This is a genomic window from Flexivirga endophytica (assembly GCF_014640635.1).
In the GTDB taxonomy this organism is placed as follows: Bacteria; Actinomycetota; Actinomycetes; order Actinomycetales; family Dermatophilaceae; genus Flexivirga; species Flexivirga endophytica.
Genome location: NZ_BMHI01000007.1, coordinates 21862 through 45049, shown reverse-complemented (window position 1 = coordinate 45049; position 23188 = coordinate 21862). Strand labels below are relative to the sequence as shown.

The following is a 23188-nucleotide window of genomic DNA, read 5'->3' as shown; positions in this document are numbered from 1 at the left end:
ATTTTGGGACGACGGTCGTCACGTCGTGACGGGTTTGGTGACATGTCCGGTGAGTTTGGGACGACGGTCGTTCTTCAATTCCGCGACGCGTCGGGCTTCCCATCGCGCGGCCGCGAGTCGTTGCCCGTGGCCTCCGCCTCCCCGTCCTCGCCAGTCCCGTCCTCGCCAGTCCCGTCCTCGCCAGTCCCGTCCTCGCCAGTCCCGTCCTCGCCAGTCCCGTCCTCGCCAGTCCCGTCCTCGCCAGTCCCGTCCTCGGCTGCCTTGTCCTCCGACTCGTCGTCAGCGGCGCCGTCGGTTGAGTCCTCGTCGATCGGATAACTGGACTGCTCCGGCTCGTGCGCGGCCTCGTCGTCGGAAGGGTCCGATGAGTCCGCCGCGGCCTTGTCGCGCGGGCTGACCGGGATCTCGACCGTCTCGTCGTCCGAGCCGGCGTCCTGGAACTCCACGACCTCGATGTCGTCGGGATCGACAGCGGGCGTCGGTTCCTGCGCCGCGACCTGCGGCATATTGCGGCGACCGGGCGCCGGTGGCAGCAGCGATTCGTCGTCCTGCATGGACTCGTCCAGCCGGCGCAGTGCCGCGCTGCGCCGGGCCACGAGCTCGCTGTCGTTGCTGGTGACCGCATCCATCAGCGCGTTGACGCGTTGCAACTCGGCGGCCAGTCGGACCCGGCGCTCCAGGTGGGGGTCGAGGGAGTCGCGCCGCGCGCCGGCATACGACTCGAGGACGGTGTCGAACGCCGCCGGCTCGGCAAGCACCGACAGCACCGCGAAGTCAGCGGCCGGATCGGACACTCCGGCCTGCTCCCAGCCGGTCATCGCGACTACCTCGTCGCCGTCGACCAGCACGTGCGAGCCCTCGAGCGGGCCGTGCACCGTGCAGGTGGCGAACTTCCAGAGCGCGATCTCCTCCAACGCACGCTCCCATCGGGACAGCAGTCCGGAGGGCACGTGCCCGGTGGCGGCGGCGCGGTCGAGGGTTGCGAGTCGACGGGCGCGGTAGGCGTCGGCGTCGTAACCCGGCAGCCCGGCCTCCTCCACCGCACGCGGGTCGGTGTCGTGGACCGCTGCCAGCGCTCGGCCGATGCTGCGCGCGACGGGAGAGCCGGCGCGCAGGTCCCGCCATACGAGCGGGTTGCCGGGCAGCCGGGTCTGCACGGACACGACGGTGCCGTCGTCGGCGACGGCGGTGCCCTCGATACGCGGCACGGCGAACGGCACGCGAGAGGCCAGCAGGCGCAACAAGCCGTCGGACTGCTCCATCTGCGCTCCGGCCGCGGTGCTGCGGCCGGCGCGCACGACCCATTCCTTGCCGTCGGCGGTGGTCACGAAGGCGACCTGGAAGCGATCGTCGTGCGCTGTCGAGGTGCCCTGGACGGTCGCCGGCCGGAAATGCGGGACGGCGGCGGTCGCTAGGGCGGCGAGGTTCAACGGACTGCGGAGCACGGCCCCACGGTAAGCCGAAGCGACCGCATAACCTGGATGGCGTGCCCGCAGCTTCGCAAACTGGTTTCGATCTCGTCCTCGACAGCTCTACCCTCGACCGCCGCTCGCTGCGGCGGCGCGACCCCGACCTGATCACGTCCTTGCTCACCCGGCCGTCCACCGCCGTCCTGGACGTCTATGGCGACAGACTTCCCAACACCGGCGACGGCGACCGCCTCCACTTCCGCAAACCCCGCGAGGACGACCGCGACGAGTTGCTGGTCTATCTCGGCGAGGTCGGTGGCCGGGAGGTTCTTGCGGTGCTGCGGGACGACCCGGGTCCCCGTGAAGAATCGGGGGAGCGCAGCGGAGGAGAACTTCGCGGGGTGGTCGACGAGGTGCCCGCGCAGGGACTGCGCTACCTCGGCATGCGGTTGCACGCTGACGACGTGCCGATCGCGGTCACCGCCACCGGCATCGGCCGCTGGCACGCGGTCAACGGTTTCTGCTCCAAGTGCGGCCGGGAGACGCAGGTGACCGAGGCGGGCTGGGTGCGGCACTGCGACAACTGTGGACGAGACCATTACCCGCGCACCGACCCGGCGGTCATCATGTCGGTCGTCGACGCCGACGACAGGTTGCTGCTCGGCCGCGGTCGCAATTTCGCCAGCAACGGGATGTCGGTGCTGGCTGGTTTCGTGGAGCCCGGCGAGTCACTCGAGACCGCCGTCGCCCGCGAGGTCATGGAGGAGGTAGGTGTGTCCGTCACCGACGTGCGGTTCCTCGGTGATCAGCCGTGGCCGTTCCCGGCCTCGCTGATGGTCGGTTTCACCTGCCGCGCCACCACGACCGAGCTGACCCTCGACCCGGAGGAGATCGCCGCGGCCCGCTGGTTCACCCGTGCCGAGCTGGCCGATGCCGTCGCGGCCGGCGAGGTCCACCTTTCGCCGCGGTTGTCGATCGCCCGGCACCTCATCGAGCACTGGTACGGCGCACCGATCGACCAGCCCGACGACGGATCGTTGTTGCGGCGCGTATGACGATCGAGGACGGAGGCACGACCGGAGGTATGGCGAGCGCTGACGAGGTCCTGGCCGGACTGGATCCGGAGCAGCGGCAGGTCGCGAGCAACCCGCTCGGCCCGATGTGCGTGCTCGCCGGTGCTGGGACGGGCAAGACGAGGGCGATCACCCACCGGATCGCCTATGGCGTGCACGCGGGCGCCTACCGACCCGATCGGGTGCTCGCGGTGACGTTCACCGCACGGGCGGCGGGGGAGATGCGCACCCGGTTGCGCGGGCTCGGCCTGCCCGCGGTGCAGGCACGGACCTTCCACGCGGCGGCCTTGCGCCAGCTGCAATATTTCTGGCCGCAGGCGATTGGCGGCCCCTTGCCCCAGATTCTCAAGCACAAGGCACCGGCGGTCGGCGAGGCCGGCGCTCGGTTGCGGCTGGAGCTGGACCGCGTCGTGATCCGTGACCTGGCCGGCGAGATCGAGTGGGCCAAGGTGTCCATGTTGACGCCGGAGACCTACCGCGCGGCCGCCGCCAAGGCCGGGCGGTCGCCTGCCGAGCTCGACCTCACCGCGATGGCCCGGCTGTGGGAGACCTACGAAGAGGTCAAGTCAGCACGCGGCGTCATCGACTTCGAGGACGTGCTGCTGTTGATGGCCGGGGTGCTGGCCGAGCGCGACGACATCGCGGCGACGGTGCGTGGCCAATACCGCCACTTCGTGGTCGACGAATACCAGGACGTCAACGCCGCGCAGCAGGCGTTGCTCGACCTATGGGTCGGTGACCGACCGGATCTGTGCGTCGTCGGCGACCCGGCACAGACCATCTACTCCTTCACCGGCGCGACACCGCGGCACCTGCTGGACTTCGCGAGCCGGCGTCCGGGCACCCAGACCGTCCGGCTGGTGCGCAACTACCGATCCACGCCACAGGTGGTCGACCTGGCGAACCTGGTCCTGCAGGCCGGCACCCGTCGTGCCGAGACCGTGCAGTTGCGGGCGCAGCGTGAGGCCGGACCGCCACCGGTGCTGACGCAGCTGACCGACGACGACGCCGAGGCGGCATACGTCGCGGAGTCGGTGAAAAAGCTTCTGAAACAAGGGGTTCCGGCCAGCGAGATCGCAGTGCTCTACCGCATCAACGCGCAGAGCGAGGCGATCGAGCAGGCCCTGTCGGCGGCCGACGTGCCTTACCTCGTGCGCGGCGGGGAGCGGTTCTTCCAGCGGTCCGAGGTCAAGCAGGCGATGGTGCTGCTGCGCGGCGCGGTGCGCAGCGACGACGGCAGTGTCGAGCTCGGCAAGCTGGTCAGTGACGTCGTCACCGGTGCCGGGTGGTCACCGCAGCGGCCGTCCGGTGGTGCGGTGCTGGAGCGCTGGCAGTCCCTCAACGCGCTCGTGGAGCTGGCCGACGACCTCGGTGGCGCGGACGACAGCTTCCGGCTGCGCGAGCTGGTCGCCGAGCTCGATCGGCGTGCCGCAGAGCAACACGCGCCGACGGTCGAGGGCGTGACGCTCGCGTCCCTGCACGCGGCCAAGGGGCTGGAGTGGGATGCCGTGTTCCTCGTCGGTTGCTCCGACGGCCTCATCCCCATCTCGCTCGCCGAAGGTCCGCAGGCGATCGAGGAGGAGCGGCGGCTGATGTATGTCGGCCTGACGCGGGCCCGCAAGCACCTGATGCTCAGCTGGGCGGCAGCGCGCAATCCCGGCGGCCGGGCCGGCCGCCGTCCCTCGCGCTTCCTCGACGCAGCCGCGCCCGTGCTCGGCCCCGGCGCTCGCAGTGCACCAAGGACCAGGTCCGGGCCCGCTCCGAAGAAGCCCGCCAAGCCCAAGACCTGTCGCACCTGCGGCAGCACGCTGGACACCGCCGCCGAGCGCAAGATCGGGCGCTGCGCGGACTGTCCGGCGACCTACGACGAGGCACAGTTCGAGGCGTTGCGCACTTGGCGGCTGGAAGTCGCCACGCTGACCAAGGTGCCCGCGTTCGTAGTCTTCACCGACGCCACGCTCATCGCGATCGCCGAGCGCCGGCCCAGCGACATCGCCGGCCTCGCCGGCATCTCCGGAGTCGGCAAACACAAGCGCGACACCTATGGCGAGGCGGTCCTCGCGGTGCTGGACGGTGCTGATCCGGCATCGGCTGCGGCTGAGTGTGTGACGGCGCAGAACAGTGCCTGAGTGGAACTCCGGCCGTGGTGACCGAAGCGGCAGCCCGCGAATGCTGACGAGGCCAGGCTTTTTGGACGCGAATCCCGTTGGTGTGCAAGCTTTTTCGGCAGCTACCAAATTCCCGCAAAAAATTCTCGTTAATTCAGTTGCTCGCGTACATATGCACGCCGTAACCTGTTGGCTGTTCAGCTCGCGCGTCCAGGCGGCGCGGCGAGGTTCGCAACAGCGAGAGGAGGGGTTCGACGTGGAAAGCATCCAGATGACGCAGCCGTGTGACAAGCACGCCGCGATGACGTCTGCCCTTCCGATGGTGACGAGTGTTCACCTCGCTCCCGCCGGTGGTCGGATCCAGGGGATCAGTGCGTCCGCCGCCGGCAGTGTCAAGGGTCTGGTCGTGCGCGAGCGCTCCGTCGACGGCATTGCCATGTCCGCAGTTGACGCCACCGATCTGGGTGTCAAGCGCGACGTCCCGACCTACAACTCCAAGTTTGCCGGCGGTGTCCGGCGTTCCGTCCTTCCGAGGCCACCTGTCTGACTCAGACATCAAGGTCCTCATCGAAGGCCGCGGAACCCGACACCAGGGTCCGCGGCTTTTTTGTGTCGCGGGCTTCCACCACAACAAGGAAGACCGAGCTCCATGTCTCAGTACAGGACGAAGGAACGACCGGCCAGCGCACACGACGCGCGAACCGAGCAGAACGGGCCCCGCACCAGGGGTCACCGCGACAAGGAGGTGCCACCGATGATGTTGACCGATCTCATAGACGCGATCGAGCTGGCCGAGCAGTCCGGCCGGAGGACGGCCAAGAGCGCAGCATCTGACCCGAAGATGAGGAACGAAGCTTCGCGTCAGTGCGGCGAGCAGTTGCCCTGCCACCAGAACGACCCCGAGCTGTGGTTCGCCGAGCGTCCCGAGGACGTCGAGTTCGCCAAGATGCTCTGCACCGCGTGCCCGCTGCGGGAGGCCTGCCTCGCCGGAGCCAAGGACCGTGGCGAGCCGTGGGGAGTCTGGGGCGGCGAGCTTTTCGCCCAGGGCGTCGTCATTCCGCGGAAGCGGCCGCGTGGCCGGCCGCGCAAGCAGACCGTGGCCGCGTGATTCCCATGCGAACCACCACATCTCGACTTCATGACACCGGCATGCCGCATGACCGGTGTGTCCCAGGACAACACCGGTCATGCCGGGATGCCCATCCCGAAAGAGCCTCCACCATGTTTCAGTTGCTGCGGGTCGAACCGACTCGACCGCGTCCACCGACGGGGCAGCCGGCGACCAGGCGAAGCAAACACGTGACGCGTGTGCTTCCCCCGCCGACCACACCACGACGATGAACCCCTGTATGCCGCCTCGTGATGGCGGTCCGATCGCAAAGCCGGTCGCGGCTTACCGCGGCCGGCTTTGCCATGTCCGTACAGCTCTCGAAGTGGTCGACCGTCCCAGACGGTTGTCTAGTCCTTTATGGGCAGAACTTTACTGAATCTTGAATTTTTCTACGTCTCGGTAACTTACTCAGGTATAAACATGTGAGCCGGATCTCACCTGTGGGCTGCGGCGCCGTTCAGCACCTCGCAACCTTGCCCGAGGAGGGCTTCATGTCTCAGACCGAGACCAGCAAGACCCAGGTTTCCCGCCGTACCCTGGCCAAGGGAGCAGCCTGGTCAGTTCCAGTCATCGCCACCGCCGCAGCCGCACCGGCCGCCAGCGCCAGTGTTGTGCCTGGCCAATCGGCCGTGAGTGACCTGGCATACACCTGTAACGCTGTCGCTCACACGTCGTTCGGCGACGTTCCTCAGGGTCCCTTCGCGTGGACGGCTGACATTACGGCCACGACCCCGACAAGCGTCGCGCCGGGCGATTCCATCCCTGCGCCCACCATCACCGCCAACGTGACCACGGACACTTCGTCGGCCGACACCCTCAGGCAGCTCGGCGTCACCAGAGTGACAGGCACCAGTGCGGCTTCCTACGCCGTGGCCGGTGATGTGGTCGGTGCAGGCGCGCGCACCGGCTCGCTGAGCGTGCCGCCGACGGACGTTCCGGCCAGCGGCCCGATCGTCACCGTCGCTTCTGGGCCGGGGGTCGAGGAAACGGCCGGTAGCGGCACCGGTGCGATCACAAGCACCGTGGGGAACTTCACGGTCGAACTGACCACGACCGGTGGCACCATCGTTCAGGGGCTCAGCGTCACGTGCACACTCGACACGGGGCAGGCCGCTGACCTCGTCCCATCAATTCAGGTCAAGTGACGAGAGCCCACAGCATTCCGCAACAGGCCAATACCGAGCCCGGCGACCAACTGGTCGCCGGGCTCGTTCGTGCCACGGCGTCATTCGGTGCCGATCCGGGCCGGAGGCCCGAGCATCGGCGTCGGATGCCGAACCGCGTCCCCGTCCATCGCCTGAGACGTCTTTCGTGCTCAGGCGAAAGATCTTCCCGACTGGACGATGATTCTCGCCATCCATGCGTAGCCGCCGGTCGGCATCACGCAAATCTTCCTCCCCAGCCCGTCCGGTGCCCCGCAGGTCATACGTTCGCGCCGGATGGGAGATATTGATGGTTGGTCACACCACGCTCGGGACGGTTGTCGAATGGCTCGGGCTGACGCTGCTCACCGCACGAGCCGGATCCGTGGACAGCGCCCGGCCGGTGCAGAGCGTCGTGGTCTACGACGTGGCCGACCCACCCGCGGTGCCGGCAGGTGCGGTCGTGCTCGGGGTCGGGGTTCACGGCGAAGAGCTGATCGCCGAGCTGCTGGAGGACCTGTCGAGGCGGAAGGCGGCCGCATTGATCGTTCGGGAGCCGGTCCCGGTCAGCCCGATGATCGAGAACACTGCGTCGTACGGCGGCGTCGCGTTGCTGGGACTGGTCCGTGGTGCCTCGTGGATGCAGGTCGCGCGGATGCTCGACGACAGGCACGCCCACGGCGACGGCTCCGCCGGCGCAGCAGCGGATGCGCTGGATCTCTTCGAAGTCGCGAACTCCTTGTCCGCACTCTTGAACACTCCCGTGACGATCGAAGACGTCAGCTCGCACATCGTCGCGTTCTCGGCGGACCAGGCCCACGCCGACGAGGCACGCAAGGCCAGCGTGCTCGGTCACCAGGTGCCGGCCCGGTACAACGACCCGATGGTCGAGGGCGGCGTGTTCCGTCGGCTCTATGCCGCGAGCGAGCCGATCTTCGTTCCTTCGATCGCCGACGGCATCCGGCCACGTGCCGCGATGCCGGTCCGGGCCGGATCCGAGGTGATGGGTTCCATCTGGGCCATCGTCGATGAACCGCTCAGCCGTGCACACGCAACCGCGATGGTCGAGGCGGCCAGGACCGCAGCCATCGCGATGCTCCGTCAGCGGGTCGCCACCGATGCTTCCCGACAGATGCGTACCGCACTGGTGAGTGGCCTCATCGATGGTGGTCCAGAGGCCGTCAGCGCAGCGGCGAGGATGCGCGGGACCATCTCTGGCGGTTGCGTCCTCGCTGCCGGCATCCGGGTGGAGCGCACGTCGCACGATGCCGCGGTGTCGGCGCAGCTCGATCGCCTGGCGAACGCGCTGCGGATGTGGCTGCATCCCGAACTCCCGGACTCGGCGGTGGCCGTGGTGGACGAGACCGTCTACGCAGTGGTTCCGACGTATGCGGATCAATGTCTGAAGATGCGGCAATTACGCCGTCTCGCAGGCGGATTCGTCAAGCGGGCAGCCCAGCACGACGAGTTCGTGATGGCCATCGGCAAACCCGTGGCGGGAGTCGCGGCACTGGGCGAGTCCCGTCGGGAGGCCGATCTGGCGCTTCGGGTCCTGCGGACGACCGACACGTTGTCCCAACGCGTGGCGGTCGCCGCCGATCTGCAGTCGCACATCCTGCTGATGCAGTTGGCTGACCTGATGGCCAACGAGAACACGACGCTGTCGGGACCCATCGCCATACTGCGTGCGTATGACGAGCAACATCAGGCGGCGCTGGCGGACACCCTGCATGCCTGGTTGGACAACTTCGGTGACGTCGCTGCAGCCGCTGCGGCGCTGCACGTGCACAAGAACACCTTCCGGTATCGGCTCGGGCGCCTGGTGCAGATCGCGGACATCGACCTGGATGATCCGGAAGTGCGTTTCCAACTCATGATGCAGTTCCGACTGGCCGCGCAGCTGTTCGTCCAGTAGGACAACGGTGGCCGGGAAGTTCGTCTGAACGCATGAGGTCAGGCGCCGTTCGATGATCGATGCTGGCTCACGTGACAGCAACGGGCAGCCGGTCGGACACATGGCGCGAGGTGATGCCCGGCACCGACGCCGGCCTGAACACGATCGTTCGGGACCGACCGGACTCGCGGGTGTGAGGCGATGCCCGTCGACCGTGCACTCGACGACGCGGCCCGAGAGGTCGCGGCGTCATACGCGCGGCGCAGCGGGGTCGACGTCCGTCGGCTGCAATCGGCTGAGACGCAGGAGGCCTGCGACCTCCTGGCCCAGATCTGGGCTTCGGGGCGAGGGCGAGTGCCCATCGAGGCGAGTCTGCTGGTCGCCCTGCTGCACTCGGACAACTATGTCGCCGGTGCCTTCGACGGAACGAGGCTGGTCGGCGTGTGTGTCGGCTTCTTCACCTCGCCCGGGCAGGCCGGCCTGCACTCGCACATCGCGGGCGTTCGGAGAACTCACGTCGGGCGCGGTGTGGGTGTGGCGCTCAAGTTGCATCAGCGGGCCTGGGCCATCGGCAACGGCATCACGACGATCAGCTGGACGTATGACCCCTTGGTCGCGCGCAACGCGTATTTCAACCTGCATCGCCTCGGTGCGCGTGCCATCGACTATGTGCCGGACTTCTACGGCGACATGAGTGACGGTCTCAACGACGGGCACGGTAGTGACCGGATGGTGACCCGTTGGGATCTCGCAGTGTGGCCGCCCGATCATTCGGCCATGCCTGTCGGGCCACCCGCACTCGAGCTCGGGCGGGCAAGGGAACCCGTCCGCATCACGGTGCCCGCGGATGCGCAGACCTGCCGCGTCGCGGTGCCCGACGACATCGGCGCGCTCCGGCTGCGCGACGTCGATCTGGCCGTGGAGTGGCGTCGTACGACCCGCGACGTGCTCACCGACTTGATCGGCAGTGGTTGGAGCATCAGTGGATTCGCCCGTGCCGGCTTCTACTCTTTGGAGAGGACCCCAGCGCACGGCACTACCCGCTGATTCCGCGGTGTCGAATTCTGAAGCAGGTCAGGGTAATTCGACGCGCACATTGCGTGTCGCGGAGATCGTCGTGTCACTCGGGTTGCCACGGCGCGGGGAGAGGTCGACCGGTGCGGCCGCGCGAGGCCGGCCGGCCGGGACTGCCTGTATGACGAACTCCTGCACCTGCGCGGGCTCCACCGGAGTCAGGTGGATCATGCAGAGCAGCTCACCACGAGCACCTGGAATCGACCACGTGACGTCGGCGGCGGTCGCGGCAGAGACGATGTCCTCGGCGGGCCGAGGCTCACCGAGCGGGCCCACCTGCGCGACCAATTCCGCTACCTCGCAGCGTCTTTCGGCGAGGGGACGGTCGAAGTCGACGTTCGGCGCGAATACCTGATGCGCGAGGTCCTCATCCCAGGCGCGGACCAGCCGGTCGATGGACTGACGCAGCTGGACGGTCTCCGGCCACAGCACGATCGTCGCCGACGGGGTGTCGTCATACGCCAGCAGTTTGCTCAGCGCCTCCATGCACAGCGTGCCGGCGCTGCCGCGGTGACTGTTGGTCAACGCGACGATGCCGTGGCCAGAGTCGGGGTGCCAGCACATGAAGAGGCTGAAGCCCGGGAGCCCGCCGCCGTGCGCGACGATCGGTCCGCGCTGCAGGTCCAGGTCGATACGCAATCCCAGGCCGTACCCGGAGATCGTCGGATGCAGCGAGCCGTTCGCGCCGACGGTGACCGACGGCGCGTCGAAGATGTGCAGCCGTTGCATCTCACGGCGCGACGCACGGCTCAGCACGGAAAGGTCGTCGTCGTGTGGAGCGCGGAACGCGGAGCCGAGCCAGCTGATCCAGATGACGAGATCGTTGATGCTGCTCATGATCCCGCCGGCCGCGGCGAACGCGGCGGATGCGACGTGTGGATAGCCGACCCAGGTGCCGTCGGCGTCGAGGTGGTAGCCGGTCGCGCGGTCCGCGTCGCCGGGCGCCGAGTTGTCGAAGCAGGTCGAGTGCAGACCCAATGGCACGAAGATCTCCTCGCGCACGAAATCCTCGATCGGGCGGCCGGCGGCCTGGCCGACGGCGAGCCCGGCGAGTGTGTAGCCGAGGTTGGAGTACTCGTAGACCACCCCGGGCACATGGCTGTAGCGCAAGCCCTTGGCCACCTGCTCCAGCAGGACCTCTTCGCTCGCGTCGATGAACGGGTCGACCCACGAGTTGTCCTCGGTCAGCCCGCCCGACATCGACAGCAGCATGCCCAATGTCGGTGGGTCGCAAGGGTCGTCGGCTGTACCGCTCGCCGAGAACTGCGGGAAGTATGCCGTGATCGGGTCGTCCAGGGACAACAGGCCGCGGTCCCGGGCGATCAGGGCCGCGCAGGCGATGAAGCTCTTGGTCATGGATGCGATCGGGAAGACGGTGTTCGCGTCCGGCACCAGGCCGTCGTCGGAGACGACACCGAAACCGCAGCTGTGTCGAAGCCCTGTGGGTCCGCTGATGCCGTACGCCAGTCCCTTGGCGGTGTCGGCCGCGACGTACTGGGCGAAGAACGCGTCCAGTTGGGATTCGATCGGGATGCGGATCGTCTCGTTCGACATCGTGTGCACACTCCTTGTGGCGACGCCTCGCCTGGTCTGTCCGGGTGGCCGGCGGGTGGTCAGCGGCACACCACAAACTAGTGAGCGCAGTCCTGTGAAAGACCGTCCGGCTGCACCAAATCCGAGCACAAGTTTCGTTCCAGCGACCAGTTCGGACGTCCCCGTCGCGGACCTACTGTGGCTCGTGCCCGCCAGGGCGGACATCAGTGAGTGCACCGCCGCAGCATGACTGAGGCGGCTCGCCCTCGTTCGACAGGAGCTGACGATCAATGACCCGCAGGAAGACTCTCATCAGCGCTTTCGCGATTGTGGCAGCAGCATCCATGGCTGCCTGTTCGTCCGGCTCCGGTGGCTCGGGCGGTGCTGCCGGCAAGCCACAGTCCGGTGGGGACCTGGTGATGGCTCGAGCCGACGAGGCGACCTCCCTGCTGCCATCGGTGCCCACCGACAACTCGGCGATCTGGATCATCGAGGAGATCTACTCCACGTTGGTCGTTCCTGCCCAGGACGGCAGCGGTGTGCAGCCGTCACTCGCGACCAAGTGGAAGCAATCGGCTGACAAGCTGAGCTGGACATTCCAGCTGCGCAAGGATGCGAAGTTCACCGACGGCCGACCGGTCACGTCGGCCGACGTGAAGTTCTCGATCGAGCAGGTGCAGAAGAAGTCCTCGCCGTTCGCATTCATCGACGCGGTCATCACCAAGATGGACACCCCGGATGCTCACACCATCGTCTTCCACACGGCGAAGCCCTGGGCGCCGCTGCCGGCGGACATGGCGCTTTTCGCCAACTCGATCGTGCCGAAGGACTACGGCGGCAAGTCCGCCCAGGAGTTCGCGAAACACCCGATCGGGTCCGGTCCGTTCAAGTTCGACAGTTGGACCAAGGGCAGCCGGCTGAAGATCGTGAAGAACACCGACTACTGGCAGAAGGGCACTCCGAAGCTGGACTCGGTGACGTTCAACGTGGTCCCGGACAGCAACACCCGCGCAACCCAACTGTCCAGTGGTCAGATCCAGATCAACGAGTACCCGTCGAACTCGAGCATCAAGACCGTGTCGAAGACACCGGGACTGAAGTTCAGCAGTTTCCCGTCCAGCGAGGTCGACTACCTGGGCATGAACGGCAGCCGCAAGCCACTGAACGACGTCAACGTGCGCAAGGCGATTCGGCTCGCCATCGACAAGGAAGGGATCCTGAAGTCGGTCTACTACGACCGGGCGAAGCTCGCCGGCCCCTACTTGTCGCCGACGACCTGGGCACACAACGACGCGATCAAGCCCACGAAATTCGACCTGAAGGCGGCGAAGGCGGCTCTCGCCAAGTCGAGCGTGCCGAGTGGCTTCACCACCACCATCACCATCTCGTCGGGCGACCAGGACGCCTCGGCGGAGGCCCAACTGATCCAGTCGGCGCTGGCCAAGATCGGGATCAAACTGAAGATCAAGAGTCTGGACCCGTCCGCGCTGTACTCCGCGAAGGGCGCCGGCAACTACGACATGGCGTTCGGGCTCTACACCACGGACATCGTCGACCCGGACGAGATCGCCCGGTTCGGAGGGACTTTCAGCGGCGGCGTACACACGCTCTACACCTGGTTCAACAGCCCGACGATGAACAAGTTGGCGGACAAGGCCAGCAGCGGATCCGATCAGGCCTCCCGCAAGAAGGACTACGACCAGATGCAGCAGATCATCGACGACAACGTGCCGTACATCCCGCTCTTCTACGTTCCCGGCAACTACTCGTACTCGAGCAAGGTCCATGGCTTCAAGCCGGGTGCCACGGGCAACTACTTCCTCGAGAAGGTGTGGCTGTCCAAGTAAGCACGCGACCCACACACTGAAAGGAGAGACGCGTGCTGCGATGGCTCGTTCGACGGCTGCTTCTTGCCGTACCTGTCGTATGGGGTGTCGTCACCATCTCGTTCGTCCTCATGCACCTGTCGCCGGGTGATCCTGCCCGAACAGCGTTGGGGGAGAAGGCAGATGCGGCATCGGTGGCCGCCCTGCGGCATCAGTGGGGTCTCGACAAGAGTCTCCCGCTGCAGTACCTGGACTATCTCGGGCAGTTGGTGCACGGCGACCTCGGGCAGTCGCTCTACTACCACTCGTCGATCACCTCGTTGATGTGGCAGCGGCTCCCGGTCACGCTGGTCCTCATCGTGTTCAGCGCGATCCTCGCGGTGCTGATCTCGGTCCCGCTCGCCTCGCGCAGCACGACCAAACCGAATGGTGCGGCGGCGCTGGTCGTGCGGTTGTTCAACGCCGTCATACAAGGATCGCCGACGTTCTTCATCGGCAGCATGCTGATCCTCTTCCTGGGCGTCCGCGTCGCGATCTTCCCGGCCGGCGGATATCCGAGCAGTCTCGGCTCGAGGGCATGGGCGTTGGTCCTGCCGGCGCTCACCATCGCGCTGAGCATCGTGCCGTTGCTGGTGCGCGGCTTGCGTGCCGCGATGATCGAGTCCTACAGCAGCGAGTACGTCACGTTCGCACGGTCGAAAGGCTTGGGAACAGGGCCGATCCGCCGGAGGTACGTGCTGCGCAACGCCGGGATATCCGGCGTCAGCATCCTGGGGATCCAGGTCGGTGCGCTGGCCAGCGGCGCCCTGGTCATCGAGCAGGTCTTCGCCATACCCGGCATGGGCTCGATGCTGATGACGGGGATCCTGAACCGCGACTACGCGCTGGTGCAGGCCTGCACGCTGGTGTTCGGCCTCATCGTCGTGGTCGTCTATCTCGTCACCGACATCGTGTATGCCCGGCTCGACCCGAGAGCGAGGCTGTCATGACGGCCAGCGAGACCACCCTTCCCGTCATCCCGCCGAGCGCGGAGGTGGATGCACGCGGCACGGGGTGGGCGCCGGGCTGGATGAGGCGGCACAACCTGCAGTTGTGGATCGGTGGCTCGATGCTCGGGCTGATGGTGCTCGCGGCGGTGTTCGCGCCAATCCTCGCGCAGCACAGCCCCACCGAACCCGACGCCGCCCATGCATTGCTCGGACCGTCCGGTGACCATCTCTTCGGCACCGACAACCTGGGTCGAGACATCTTCGCGCGCGTCGTCTACGGAGCCCGCAGCGACCTGACGATCGCCGTCGTCGCGGTCATTGCACCTTTCGTCATCGGGCTCGTATTCGGAATAGTTTCAGGGTATTTCGGCGGTTGGATCGACACGATCATGATGCGCTTGGCCGACATCGTGACCGCGTTCCCGTTCTTCATCCTGGTCATCGCCCTGGTTTTCGTCCTGGGCAACGGCGCCTGGAGCATCTTCGTCGCGATCACCTGCGTGTCATGGGTCGCCTACGCGCGACTGGTCCGCGGCGAGGCGATGGTGCTGCGTAACAAGGAATTCGTGGCGGCCTGTGAGGCCGGTGGCATCTCCACGAGCCGGATCCTGTTGCGGCACTTCGCCCCGAACGTCGTCACTCAGGCCATCGTCTACGCGATGAGCGACATCGTCATGAACGTCGGGGTCATCGTCACCCTGAGCTATTTCGGACTCGGCATCGTGCCGCCGACGCCCGACTGGGGATCGATGATGTCCGACGGTCAGCAGTTCCTCGCCGGCGGCTATTACGGATTGACGCTCTTCCCTGCTGCCGCCGTGATCTGGGTCAGTCTCGCGTTGTCGTTCATCGGTGACGGGTTGGCCCATGCCTTGCGGATCGAACGATGAGGAGCGAGATGACCGACCGTGCGCCATTGCTGGACGTTGCAGACCTGAGCGTGAAGTTGCAGGTCGGAGGCACCGAGCTGCATGCGCTCGAGCACGTGTCGTTCAGCCTCGGGTATGGCGAGGCGCGCGGCCTCGTGGGGGAGTCCGGCTCGGGCAAGAGCCTCACGCTGCGCGCGCTCCTCGGACTGTTGCCACCCAACGCGACCGTGACGTCCGGCCGGATGACCTTCGACGGCGCGGAGTTCGACCTCGCCGGCACCTCGAGGTCGAAGCGACGGCGCCTCGAGCGGTTGCGTGGCACCGGGATCTCGATGATCTTCCAGGAGCCGTCGGTCGCGCTGAATCCGGTGATACCGGTAGGAGAGCAGATTGTCGATGCGGTGATGCGCCGGGACCGCATGCGACGTGCGGAAGCGCGGGACTACGCCATACACCTGATGAAGCTGGTCGGGATCCACGACGCCGAAAACAAAGTCGACGCATACGAATTCGAGTTGTCCGGTGGTCTGAAGCAACGGGTGATGATCGCCGCCGCGGTCGCGAGCAAGCCCAAGCTGATCCTCTGCGACGAACCCACGACCGCGCTGGACGTGACGGTCCAGCAGCAGATCCTGGACGTCTTCACCGACCTGCGCGACGAGCTCGATGCCGGTCTTCTCTACGTGACGCACGACCTCGCCGTCGTGTCGCAGCTGTGCGACTCGGTCACCGTGCTGTATTCGGGCAACGTCATGGAGAGTTCGGCGGATCTGCGCGACATGTTCGATGCTCCGCGGCATCCGTACACGGAGGCGCTGTTGCGGTCGACGCCCGACGTCGACCGGATCGGCCGGCGTCTCTACTCGATCCCGGGAAGCGCACCGTCGCTCGACGATCGACCACGGGGCTGCCCGTTCGCACCACGTTGTGAATACCGGCACGACGACTGCGAAGAAGCACGCGTGCCCGACAAATCGACCTCGAGCGGTCGTGAGGTGCACTGTCTCCACCAGGTCCAGCAGGGCGTCAGTCGGGTCGCGCTCACGAAGGAGGCACGATGAGCGACGACCCGCTGTTGCGGTGCTCCGATGTGGTGGTCACCTTCCAGCAGAAGCAGACCCGCACGACGCTGACCGCGGTGAAGTCGGCTTCGTTGGAGGTCGGGCGCGGACAGATCGTGGGCCTGGTCGGCGAGTCCGGGTCGGGCAAATCGACCCTCGCCCGGGCCGTGGTCGGCCTGCAACGGATCGACTCCGGCTCCATCGTGTTCGACGGCAAGCCGTTCGCTGCGCGTCGCAGGCGAGCGGACCGGCGCGGTGTCCAGATGGTCTTCCAGGATCCCTATGGCTCCCTGGACCCACGTATGACGATCAGCGGCACGCTCACGGAGATGATCCGACGGCACACCGCCTTGCGAGGCAGCGCAGTCGACAAGCGATGTCATGAGCTCATGGACATGGTTCGACTGCCGTCGTCGCTGCTCACGTCGCGCCCCGCAGGTATGTCGGGTGGTCAGCGGCAGCGCGTTGCGATCGCACGCGCGCTGTCGATCTCACCGAAGCTCCTCGTCGCGGACGAGCCGGTGGCCGCGCTCGACGTGTCCGTGCAGGCCGGCATCGTCAATCTGCTGGCGGACCTGCGCGAGGAGGTGGGCCTGTCGATCCTGTTCATCTCACACGACCTGTCGATCGTGCGCACCCTGTGCGACCGGGTGAACGTCATCTATCGGGGTGAGATCGTCGAGGAACAGCCGTGCGCGGAATTGTTCGCCGCGCCGCGTGACGAATACACCAAGACGTTGCTGGCAGCGATCCCACGGATCGGTGGTCCGCGTGCGGGCAGGTGACCTGGGTCAGTCGGCGATTTTGGGCAGCTCGGCGCCGGGCACCCAGCGGTCGAAGATCTCCCGCGCAGGGACATTGCCGCCGATCTGACACAACACCGCGATGCCGCCCAGCCAGGCGCGGTGGATCATCACGTAGCTCGGTGGCAGGTTGAGCCGCAGGCCGACGGTGAAGGTCGAGTTGCGTGGGTCGTTGAGGTAATTGAAGATGCCGCGCAACCAGTCACGGTCGAAGCGGAACTCGTTGCTGCGCAAAGGTTTCAGGAACACACCGAGGTAATCGAGCACGTCCTGCGCGTCGACGTCGATCGAGCGCTTGACGAAGCCCTCTTCGCGTAGCCCGTCCAGCAGCGCCAGGTCGTCCCCGCGCAACGCGTCGGTGATCAGTGCACCCATCGCCGGCGGCAGGCCGTCGGGGAGCCGGTTGACCGCTCCGAAGTCGAGCACGCCCAGTCGGCCGTCGGGCAGCAGCCGAAAGTTGCCCGGGTGCGGGTCGGCATGCAGCAGTCCGGCGCGTTCGGGTCCGCTGACCAGGAATTCGAAATAGCGTGTGGCGGCCAGGTCACGCTCGGCCTGCGTGCCGGACTCGATGATCCGGGACAGCGGTACACCGTCGATCCAGTCGCTGACGATCACCTGCTCGGTCGCGAAGACCACCTCGGGCAGCAGGTAGTCGGGGTCGTCGGCATACGCCTCGGCGAACTGCTCGTGCATCGCCGCCTCGAGACTGTAGTCGGTCTCCTCCGCCATCCGGCCCTTCAGCTCGCGCAGGATCGGTGCAACGTCGAGACCGGGCACCCAGCTGGTGCTCATCCGGGCCACCCGGGACAGCTGATTGAGGTCCGACATCAGCGCTTCGGCGGCACCGGGGTATTGCACCTTGACCGCGACCTCGCGGCCGTCGCGCCATACGGCGTGGTGGACCTGGCCGATAGACGCCGCGGCGCGCGGCTCGTCCTCGAACTCGCGGAACTTCGACCGCCACCGCACACCCATCTGGTCGGCGAGCACCCCGTGCAACGACGTCGTCGACATCGCGGGCGCCGTGTCCTGCAGCTTGGTCAACGTCGCGCGGTAAGGCGCTGCCAGTTCCTCGGGGAGCGCGGCTTCGAACATCGACAGGGACTGGCCGAACTTCATCGCGCCGCCCTTGAGGTTGCCCAGCACCCGGAACAGCTGCTCTGCCGTCTGCGCCTGCAACTCCGCGGTGACCGCTTCGGCGGGGCGGCCGCCGACGCGCTTGCCCAGCCCGACGGCGGCACGTGCACCGATGCCGATGGGCAACGTCGCGAGTCGCGCGGCGCGCGTCACCGTCTTGCGGGGCAGATCAGTCATGCATTCATTGTCACCCTTGTGTCTGCGGCGCCGCAGCAGGATGGGTGTCGTGTCCACAGGTGATGGTGAACTCTGGGCTGCGGACACTCCAGGCTCAGGCTCACCCCGGGCGGCAGCAGGTGGCCGTCGAGCATGCCGCGCACGATCAGCGCGGTGAGTGCGGCGGCGGTGGCACGCAACTCCGGCAGCGCGTCCAGCTCCCGGTCGATGTCCGTGTGCAGCGCCCGAGAGGCCAGCCACGGCGCCCACGCGGGATCCCGAGCGCCGCGATGCAGGTCCAGACAGCTCAGACACGGGCCCGCGTCGGGTCGCACGAGCGGACCCACGGCCAGCCGCCCGCCCGAGACGATGACCGGCAGTTGTGGCACCTCCCGGCTGTGCCATCGGCGCCCGGCGAGGGCGGCGATCGCGTCGACCGCGGGCAGCACCACCAGGTCGGGTGTGCGCCGCACAGGGTCGAGGTCCGGCGCGAGCAGGATCTCCGGCTCGGTGACCACCCGGGCGACGATCGGCTCGAGCACCCGGGCGATCGCCTCCGGCAGCGGCCCGTCGCCGAGCACCAGGATCTGTCCCTGCGCAGGGCCGGCGGGTGTGAGCCGCACGGCGGCCTGGCAGATGAAGTCCAGGATGCGTGACCACCGCGCCGACGGCGCGGGCCGTGGCCTGCTGCCGCCCGGCGCTCGAAGTGCGGCAGTCAGGCCGACGACGGCGATCGTCTCCGCCTCGGTCAACCCTTCGAGGACGAAACTGCCGGGGCCGGCGCCGGTCACGAGCACCGATCCGGCGCTGCGCCGCCGCACCGTGAGTGCCGATGGCAGCTCCGGCGGCGGCCAGTCGGTTTGCTCGCTCATCCGTGTCTCCTTCGAGGGCCGTGCCCGTGGAAGCGACACCGTGCCACTACCGGGCGGGCACGCGCAGAAGTTGTCCACAGGCCGTGGCGACGGGTCTCATCGGGAGGGCGTCACCTCGATGGTCCCGTGCGCGCCGTGCTCGGCGTCGTTCATGACGTGGCTGACGAACGGATAGTGGCCGGCGGCCGGTGGGGTGAACTCGACGAACCCGCCCTGGCCGGGTTGTAGAGCCAGCGCCTGCGCGCCGCCGTCGACGTCACCGAAGCCGTCCTTGCCGCGCTTGAGCAGGTAGCCGCCCTCGGCGTAGACGGTGTCGAACTGCGTCCCGATCACGTGGAAGCTCAACGCTTTTGCCGGGCCGGCGTCGAGGACCCAGATCCGCACGCGTGCACCCGCCCGCGCGGTGAGCGGTCGGGCGTCGTACTGGTCGGCCGCACCGTTGAAGGTGACGAAGGTAGGTGTTCCCTTCGCCGCCGTGTCGGCGTCCACCTCCCGCACCGGTGAGCGGCCGTCGCCGGCGACATACACCTCGGACTGCACGAGGAGGTAGCTGCGATCCACCGGCGGCAGGCCGGGTGGCTCGATGACGACCGCGCCCGCCATACCGGCCGCGATGTGCGCGGTCATCGGCATCGTCGCGCAGTGATACATCCAGATGCCGGCGCGATGCGCTGTGAACCGGTAGGTCAACGAGCGCCCCGGCGCGACCTCTCGCATCGGCCGGTCGGGGGAGACCTCGCCGGCGTGGAAATCGATCGAGTGATCCATCGATCCCTTGTTGATCAGCTTGACGACGAAGGTGTCGCCGACCCTCCCGTGCAACGTCGGCGCCGGGACCTTCCCGTTGTAGGTCCACCGCTTCTGGCGTATGCCGGGAGCGACCTCCATCTCGACGTCGCGGACGGTCAGCGTGACGTGATGGACCGTCGCAGCGGTGAGCGGCGGCAGGCTCGGATCGGCTGCGCGGAACGACGCGGGGAACGCGCGGTCAGCGTGGACAGCACGCTTCGGGGCGGCGGAGTGGCCCATCGCTGTAGCGGGGGCGTCAGTCGTCTTGACGGTGAAAACCATTCCCATTGCTCGGTGTCCGGGCACAGTGCACCAGCCCTGCATGCTGTGGGTGATCACCCCGACCTCAACCCGCGCGCTCTTGCCCTTGGCGAGCAGAGGTGCTTTGGCGCCGTTCGGGAAGGCGACGTCGTGAGACGTCGAGCTGTCGGTGTTCGTGAGGACGACCACGAGCTTGTCGCCCCGCGGCACCGTGACCGACGACGGGTGGAAACGCATGTCGGCCGCGGTCACCCGCACCGTGGTGGTGTGTCCGGTGGCCTGCACGGCGTGCGTGTCTCCGCCGGCGTCGACCGCGCCGATGCCGGTCGGATTCCACGCAATGCCGATGCTCACGGCGAGTGCGATCACCGCGACACCTGCGACGAGCTGACCCGATGACCAGATGCCGGGGTCCACGCCGAGCTTCCGGCCGCGCAGCGAGTGGTCGTCCGCCAGTTCCCGGCGTAGCCGCGCGGCGGCCGTGGTGCCGAGGATCATCAACGGCACCAGGGTCAGCAGTGTCACCAGCGTCAGCAGCTTCGCGGTGTCACGCACGGCCGGCGGGGTCGGCGTCACCCACAGCACCAGGCCTAGGTTGACGACCGTGATCCGCGCGACCGCGAAACGGTCGAACCACACCTGGGCGGCGCGGACCACCTGTGCGCCGCCGCCGATGACGACCGGCACCAGGTGCGACAGCGCGCCGGACAGCAACTGGAAGGCGAAACCGACCGCGGCGATCGTCGCCACGGCGTCATACCGGTCGGTGACCCGGCCCCAGGACGCGGCGGTCGCGACCTCGACCGGCACCAGGATCAGCAGGACCGCAGCCCACACCACCGCGGAGCCGACGAAGTATGCCGAGGCATGTCTCGGCGGACTGGTGCGCACCGGCCGGAGCAGCGCTCGCCCCCACCAGCACACGCCCGCCGCATAGACGGCGAAGCAGCCGACGGCGGCCGGACGGGACGCGGCGAGGGTGGCAGCGTCGATGCCGATCAACCCGACCAGGACGACCGGAAGCGCCTGCCGCGCAAGGGTTTCGGCGCGTTCGTCCATGCGGGTCCGCAGCATCGTCGGCCACAGGGTCAGCAACGTGCCGAGCACGGTGAGCCCCAACCAGCCGAGCAGCATGGTCATCGAGTGGGCGAGCACCAACCGGCCGTGCCACTCGTCGCCGGATCCCTTGGCCAACGCCACTCCGAACCCGGCGCCGACGGGCACACAGATGGCCGCGGCCAGGTAGTAGTGGACGGTGGTGCGGAAGCGGCGGGCGACGCTCTTGCCCAACCGGACCGCGAGGGCGACTGCGTGCCAGAGGACGGCGCACGAGACCAGCGACGCCCCGACGATCACCAGCGGCCAGTGTGCGGTCGGCACTCCGACCAGCACGCACACGACACCGATGATCACCAGCACGATGCGCGCGGACTGCAATCGTCGCGGGTCCACGTCCTCGGACGTCTTCAGCAGCGCCTGGGCGAAATAGGTGCTCCACACGATCGCCGCGTGCGTCATGGCGCCGAGCAGGATCATGTGCACCATCAGCCAGTGCGAGTCGGCCACGAACGGGTGCAGCAACGCCACCGCGACCGCGCCGACAATCCAACCGACCGCCGGCTGGTCGCGCAGAGCCCATCTGCCACGCGTGGGGCTCACAGCGGCAGTGCCCGGGCCGGGGCGCTGGGAGGGTGCGGCGATCATGTCGTGGACTTCCCTGGGACGAGGATGCTCGCGAGCATCGTGAGAGGTAGCAGCAGGAGTGCGACGACGCCGAGCAAGGCGCCGGCGGTCCACAGACTCTGTATGCCGAGGGCGTTTCCGCCGAGCAGGCGCAGCACCAGGCTGAGGTGCAGCACGACGAGCGGCAGCCACTGCATCGGGTGGTAGGGCATCGGCCGGCGTATGACGGCAGGCAGAATCACCGGCGCGTGCGCGATCACCATCGACATGCCGAAACCGAGGAAGACGCCGTGCACTGCAGTGTCGTATTGCGCTGTGGTTGTTGGGGTTCCGGCATACAGCCAGACGCCGGCGGCGACGGCAAGCCAGGCGTAACCGCCCAACAACGCGGCCGCGGACAGTCGTGGCACCCCCGGCGACCGGATCGTATGGCGCGCCACGTCGTGCCGAGCCAGCGCGGCGGTGATCAGCAGCAGGATGCCCCCAGCGGCGTGGTCGCCGAGGTCGGGCCACGCGAGCGACACGACCGCGGTCAGCATCAGCAGCACACCCCCGGCGATCAGGAGGTGTCCGGCACGCGCAGGTAGGTGCAGCCGAGCCAGCTCCACGCGCTCGGCGGCGATCGTCAGCACCACGAAGGCGACCAGCCAGAGCAACAGCTCGGAAACGGGAAGCCGCAGCCAGAGCACCGCCGCGCCGGTCGCGGCCACGGCGCCCAGTGCCTCCACCGCTGTCGGCTCGTCATGCTGGCGCTGGTAGAGCTTGCCGTAGACGGCGACCAGCACCGCGCCGCCGTCAGCCAGCAGGACCGCGCCGGCATGTGCCGGCAGTCCGACGGCGAGAGCGCTCCCCCCTGCGCCGAGCAGCGCCGGCGCGGCATACCCCCACATGGCGCGCAACGCGACCGAGCGCTCCAGTGCGATGAGCGTGCCGAGGAAGCCGAGCGTCATCAGCACGCCGTGTCGCGCCGGCAAGGTCCCGTTGCGGACCGGCGCGGCGGCGTCGGCGAGCAGCAGCGCGGCGTCCAGCCCGGCCAGCAGACTGAGTCCCGCGGGGACGAGGAGCCACGCGCGCAGCGGCGCGCGCGTGGCTCCGCCCCGGCGTGGGGTGCTCAGCGCCGCGTCATACGCAGGTGCCACGCCTCCGGGCCTTCGACCAGGTAGGCGATCTCGATGGCACCCTCGCTGCTCTCGGCGATCTGGGCGAGCAGCGGCTTCGGGTCGTGGGACGCGATCAGCACCAGACCTTCGCCGGGCCGCAGTGTTGCCAGTGCGCCGAAGACGGCACCGTGCCGCAGCGCGTGGGGGATGGTTCGGGTGTCAAGCTCGGGCAGGCCGGCGGAGTCTGAGCAGCCACAGCCGCAGCTGTGCGCCTCGGTGATCGGCAGTTCGGTCATCA

At 67.8% G+C, this 23188-nt stretch carries 19 protein-coding genes; 12 read left to right on the top strand and 7 right to left on the bottom strand.

Annotated elements, in window-relative coordinates; all coding sequences use genetic code 11:
* Positions 1-74: 74 nt before the first annotated feature.
* The gene (locus IEX71_RS20010; RefSeq protein ID WP_188838853.1) at positions 75-1445 is read right to left on the bottom strand and encodes a phosphotransferase; all 1371 of its coding nucleotides are present in this window, start codon (positions 1443-1445) and stop codon (positions 75-77) included.
* Between the two features lie 41 nt (positions 1446-1486).
* Between IEX71_RS20010 and nudC the strand changes: the two genes are divergently transcribed.
* The 7 genes from nudC (at position 1487) to IEX71_RS19975 (ending at position 9784) form a co-directional block, all read left to right on the top strand.
* The gene (nudC, locus tag IEX71_RS20005; protein WP_188838852.1) at positions 1487-2464 is read left to right on the top strand and encodes an NAD(+) diphosphatase; all 978 of its coding nucleotides are present in this window, start codon (positions 1487-1489) and stop codon (positions 2462-2464) included.
* Entirely contained in the window at positions 2461-4611 is a 2151-nt protein-coding gene (locus IEX71_RS20000; RefSeq protein ID WP_229749898.1) for an ATP-dependent DNA helicase UvrD2, read from the top strand. The genes nudC and IEX71_RS20000 overlap by 4 nt, the downstream gene beginning before the upstream one ends.
* A 235-nt stretch (positions 4612-4846) precedes the next feature.
* Complete coding sequence (locus IEX71_RS19995) at positions 4847-5137, top strand: hypothetical protein (protein ID WP_188838851.1); 291 nt, start codon at positions 4847-4849, stop codon at positions 5135-5137.
* 294 nt (positions 5138-5431) lie between these two features.
* Positions 5432-5698 (top strand): WhiB family transcriptional regulator, encoded by a 267-nt coding sequence (locus tag IEX71_RS19990; RefSeq protein WP_188839031.1) that lies wholly within the window; start codon positions 5432-5434, stop codon positions 5696-5698.
* 494 nt (positions 5699-6192) lie between these two features.
* Positions 6193-6846, top strand: coding sequence for a DUF6801 domain-containing protein (locus IEX71_RS19985; RefSeq protein WP_188838850.1), 654 nt, complete (start codon positions 6193-6195; stop codon positions 6844-6846).
* Positions 6847-7153: 307 nt separating this feature from the next.
* Entirely contained in the window at positions 7154-8758 is a 1605-nt protein-coding gene (locus IEX71_RS19980) for a PucR family transcriptional regulator (protein ID WP_188838849.1), read from the top strand.
* A gap of 180 nt (positions 8759-8938) precedes the next feature.
* The gene (locus IEX71_RS19975; protein WP_188838848.1) at positions 8939-9784 is read left to right on the top strand and encodes a GNAT family N-acetyltransferase; all 846 of its coding nucleotides are present in this window, start codon (positions 8939-8941) and stop codon (positions 9782-9784) included.
* 27 nt (positions 9785-9811) lie between these two features.
* Here the strand turns inward: IEX71_RS19975 and IEX71_RS19970 are convergent, their stop codons facing one another.
* Positions 9812-11365, bottom strand: coding sequence for a serine hydrolase domain-containing protein (locus IEX71_RS19970; protein ID WP_188838847.1), 1554 nt, complete (start codon positions 11363-11365; stop codon positions 9812-9814).
* A 323-nt stretch (positions 11366-11688) separates the two neighbouring features.
* On the opposite strand from IEX71_RS19970, the gene IEX71_RS19965 reads away from it, so the two are divergent.
* Genes IEX71_RS19965 through IEX71_RS19945 form a run of 5 tightly spaced genes read left to right on the top strand, consistent with a single transcriptional unit; the run spans position 11689 to position 16874 of the window.
* The gene (locus tag IEX71_RS19965; RefSeq protein WP_188838846.1) at positions 11689-13191 is read left to right on the top strand and encodes an ABC transporter substrate-binding protein; all 1503 of its coding nucleotides are present in this window, start codon (positions 11689-11691) and stop codon (positions 13189-13191) included.
* A gap of 32 nt (positions 13192-13223) precedes the next feature.
* Positions 13224-14159, top strand: coding sequence for an ABC transporter permease (locus IEX71_RS19960; RefSeq protein ID WP_188838845.1), 936 nt, complete (start codon positions 13224-13226; stop codon positions 14157-14159).
* Positions 14156-15049, top strand: a complete 894-nt coding sequence (locus IEX71_RS19955; protein ID WP_188838844.1) for an ABC transporter permease — start codon at positions 14156-14158, stop codon at positions 15047-15049. The genes IEX71_RS19960 and IEX71_RS19955 overlap by 4 nt, the downstream gene beginning before the upstream one ends.
* Before the next feature lie 8 nt (positions 15050-15057).
* A complete protein-coding gene (locus IEX71_RS19950) occupies positions 15058-16089 on the top strand; it encodes an ABC transporter ATP-binding protein (protein WP_188838843.1) in 1032 nt (343 codons plus the stop codon).
* On the top strand, positions 16086-16874 hold the full coding sequence (locus IEX71_RS19945) for an ABC transporter ATP-binding protein (protein WP_188838842.1): 789 nt from the start codon (positions 16086-16088) through the stop codon (positions 16872-16874). Before IEX71_RS19950 ends, IEX71_RS19945 begins: the two co-directional genes overlap by 4 nt.
* 6 nt (positions 16875-16880) lie before the next feature.
* On the opposite strand, the gene IEX71_RS19940 is transcribed toward IEX71_RS19945, so the two are convergent.
* The 5 genes from IEX71_RS19940 to IEX71_RS19920 all read right to left on the bottom strand — a co-directional run bounded on the left by IEX71_RS19940 (position 16881) and on the right by IEX71_RS19920 (position 23186).
* Positions 16881-18206, bottom strand: a complete 1326-nt coding sequence (locus IEX71_RS19940) for an ABC1 kinase family protein (RefSeq protein WP_188838841.1) — start codon at positions 18204-18206, stop codon at positions 16881-16883.
* Positions 18203-19057, bottom strand: a complete 855-nt coding sequence (locus tag IEX71_RS19935; protein ID WP_188838840.1) for a TOMM precursor leader peptide-binding protein — start codon at positions 19055-19057, stop codon at positions 18203-18205. Before IEX71_RS19935 ends, IEX71_RS19940 begins: the two co-directional genes overlap by 4 nt.
* A 96-nt stretch (positions 19058-19153) precedes the next feature.
* Complete coding sequence (locus IEX71_RS19930) at positions 19154-21811, bottom strand: multicopper oxidase domain-containing protein (protein ID WP_188838839.1); 2658 nt, start codon at positions 21809-21811, stop codon at positions 19154-19156.
* Entirely contained in the window at positions 21808-22929 is a 1122-nt protein-coding gene (locus IEX71_RS19925; protein ID WP_229749897.1) for a DUF8744 domain-containing protein, read from the bottom strand. Before IEX71_RS19925 ends, IEX71_RS19930 begins: the two co-directional genes overlap by 4 nt.
* The gene (locus IEX71_RS19920) at positions 22902-23186 is read right to left on the bottom strand and encodes a DUF2249 domain-containing protein (RefSeq protein ID WP_188838838.1); all 285 of its coding nucleotides are present in this window, start codon (positions 23184-23186) and stop codon (positions 22902-22904) included. Before IEX71_RS19920 ends, IEX71_RS19925 begins: the two co-directional genes overlap by 28 nt.
* Between the last annotated feature and the right edge of the window lie 2 nt (positions 23187-23188).

Bases quoted from the DNA above. Each gene is read 5' to 3' on its own strand.
- IEX71_RS19955 (WP_188838844.1), top strand. From the start codon at position 14,156: ATGACGGCCAGCGAGACCACCCTTCCCGTCATCCCGCCGAGCGCGGAG.
- IEX71_RS19985 (WP_188838850.1), top strand. From the start codon at position 6,193: ATGTCTCAGACCGAGACCAGCAAGACCCAGGTTTCCCGCCGTACCCTG.
- IEX71_RS19920 (WP_188838838.1), bottom strand. From the start codon at position 23,186: ATGACCGAACTGCCGATCACCGAGGCGCACAGCTGCGGCTGTGGCTGC.
- IEX71_RS19990 (WP_188839031.1), top strand. From the start codon at position 5,432: ATGAGGAACGAAGCTTCGCGTCAGTGCGGCGAGCAGTTGCCCTGCCAC.
- IEX71_RS19970 (WP_188838847.1), bottom strand. From the start codon at position 11,365: ATGTCGAACGAGACGATCCGCATCCCGATCGAATCCCAACTGGACGCG.
- IEX71_RS19965 (WP_188838846.1), top strand. From the start codon at position 11,689: ATGGCTGCCTGTTCGTCCGGCTCCGGTGGCTCGGGCGGTGCTGCCGGC.
- IEX71_RS19975 (WP_188838848.1), top strand. From the start codon at position 8,939: ATGCCCGTCGACCGTGCACTCGACGACGCGGCCCGAGAGGTCGCGGCG.
- IEX71_RS19945 (WP_188838842.1), top strand. From the start codon at position 16,086: ATGAGCGACGACCCGCTGTTGCGGTGCTCCGATGTGGTGGTCACCTTC.
- IEX71_RS19930 (WP_188838839.1), bottom strand. From the start codon at position 21,811: ATGATCGCCGCACCCTCCCAGCGCCCCGGCCCGGGCACTGCCGCTGTG.
- IEX71_RS19935 (WP_188838840.1), bottom strand. From the start codon at position 19,057: ATGAGCGAGCAAACCGACTGGCCGCCGCCGGAGCTGCCATCGGCACTC.
- IEX71_RS19950 (WP_188838843.1), top strand. From the start codon at position 15,058: ATGACCGACCGTGCGCCATTGCTGGACGTTGCAGACCTGAGCGTGAAG.
- IEX71_RS19940 (WP_188838841.1), bottom strand. From the start codon at position 18,206: ATGACTGATCTGCCCCGCAAGACGGTGACGCGCGCCGCGCGACTCGCG.
- IEX71_RS20000 (WP_229749898.1), top strand. From the start codon at position 2,461: ATGACGATCGAGGACGGAGGCACGACCGGAGGTATGGCGAGCGCTGAC.
- IEX71_RS19980 (WP_188838849.1), top strand. From the start codon at position 7,154: ATGGTTGGTCACACCACGCTCGGGACGGTTGTCGAATGGCTCGGGCTG.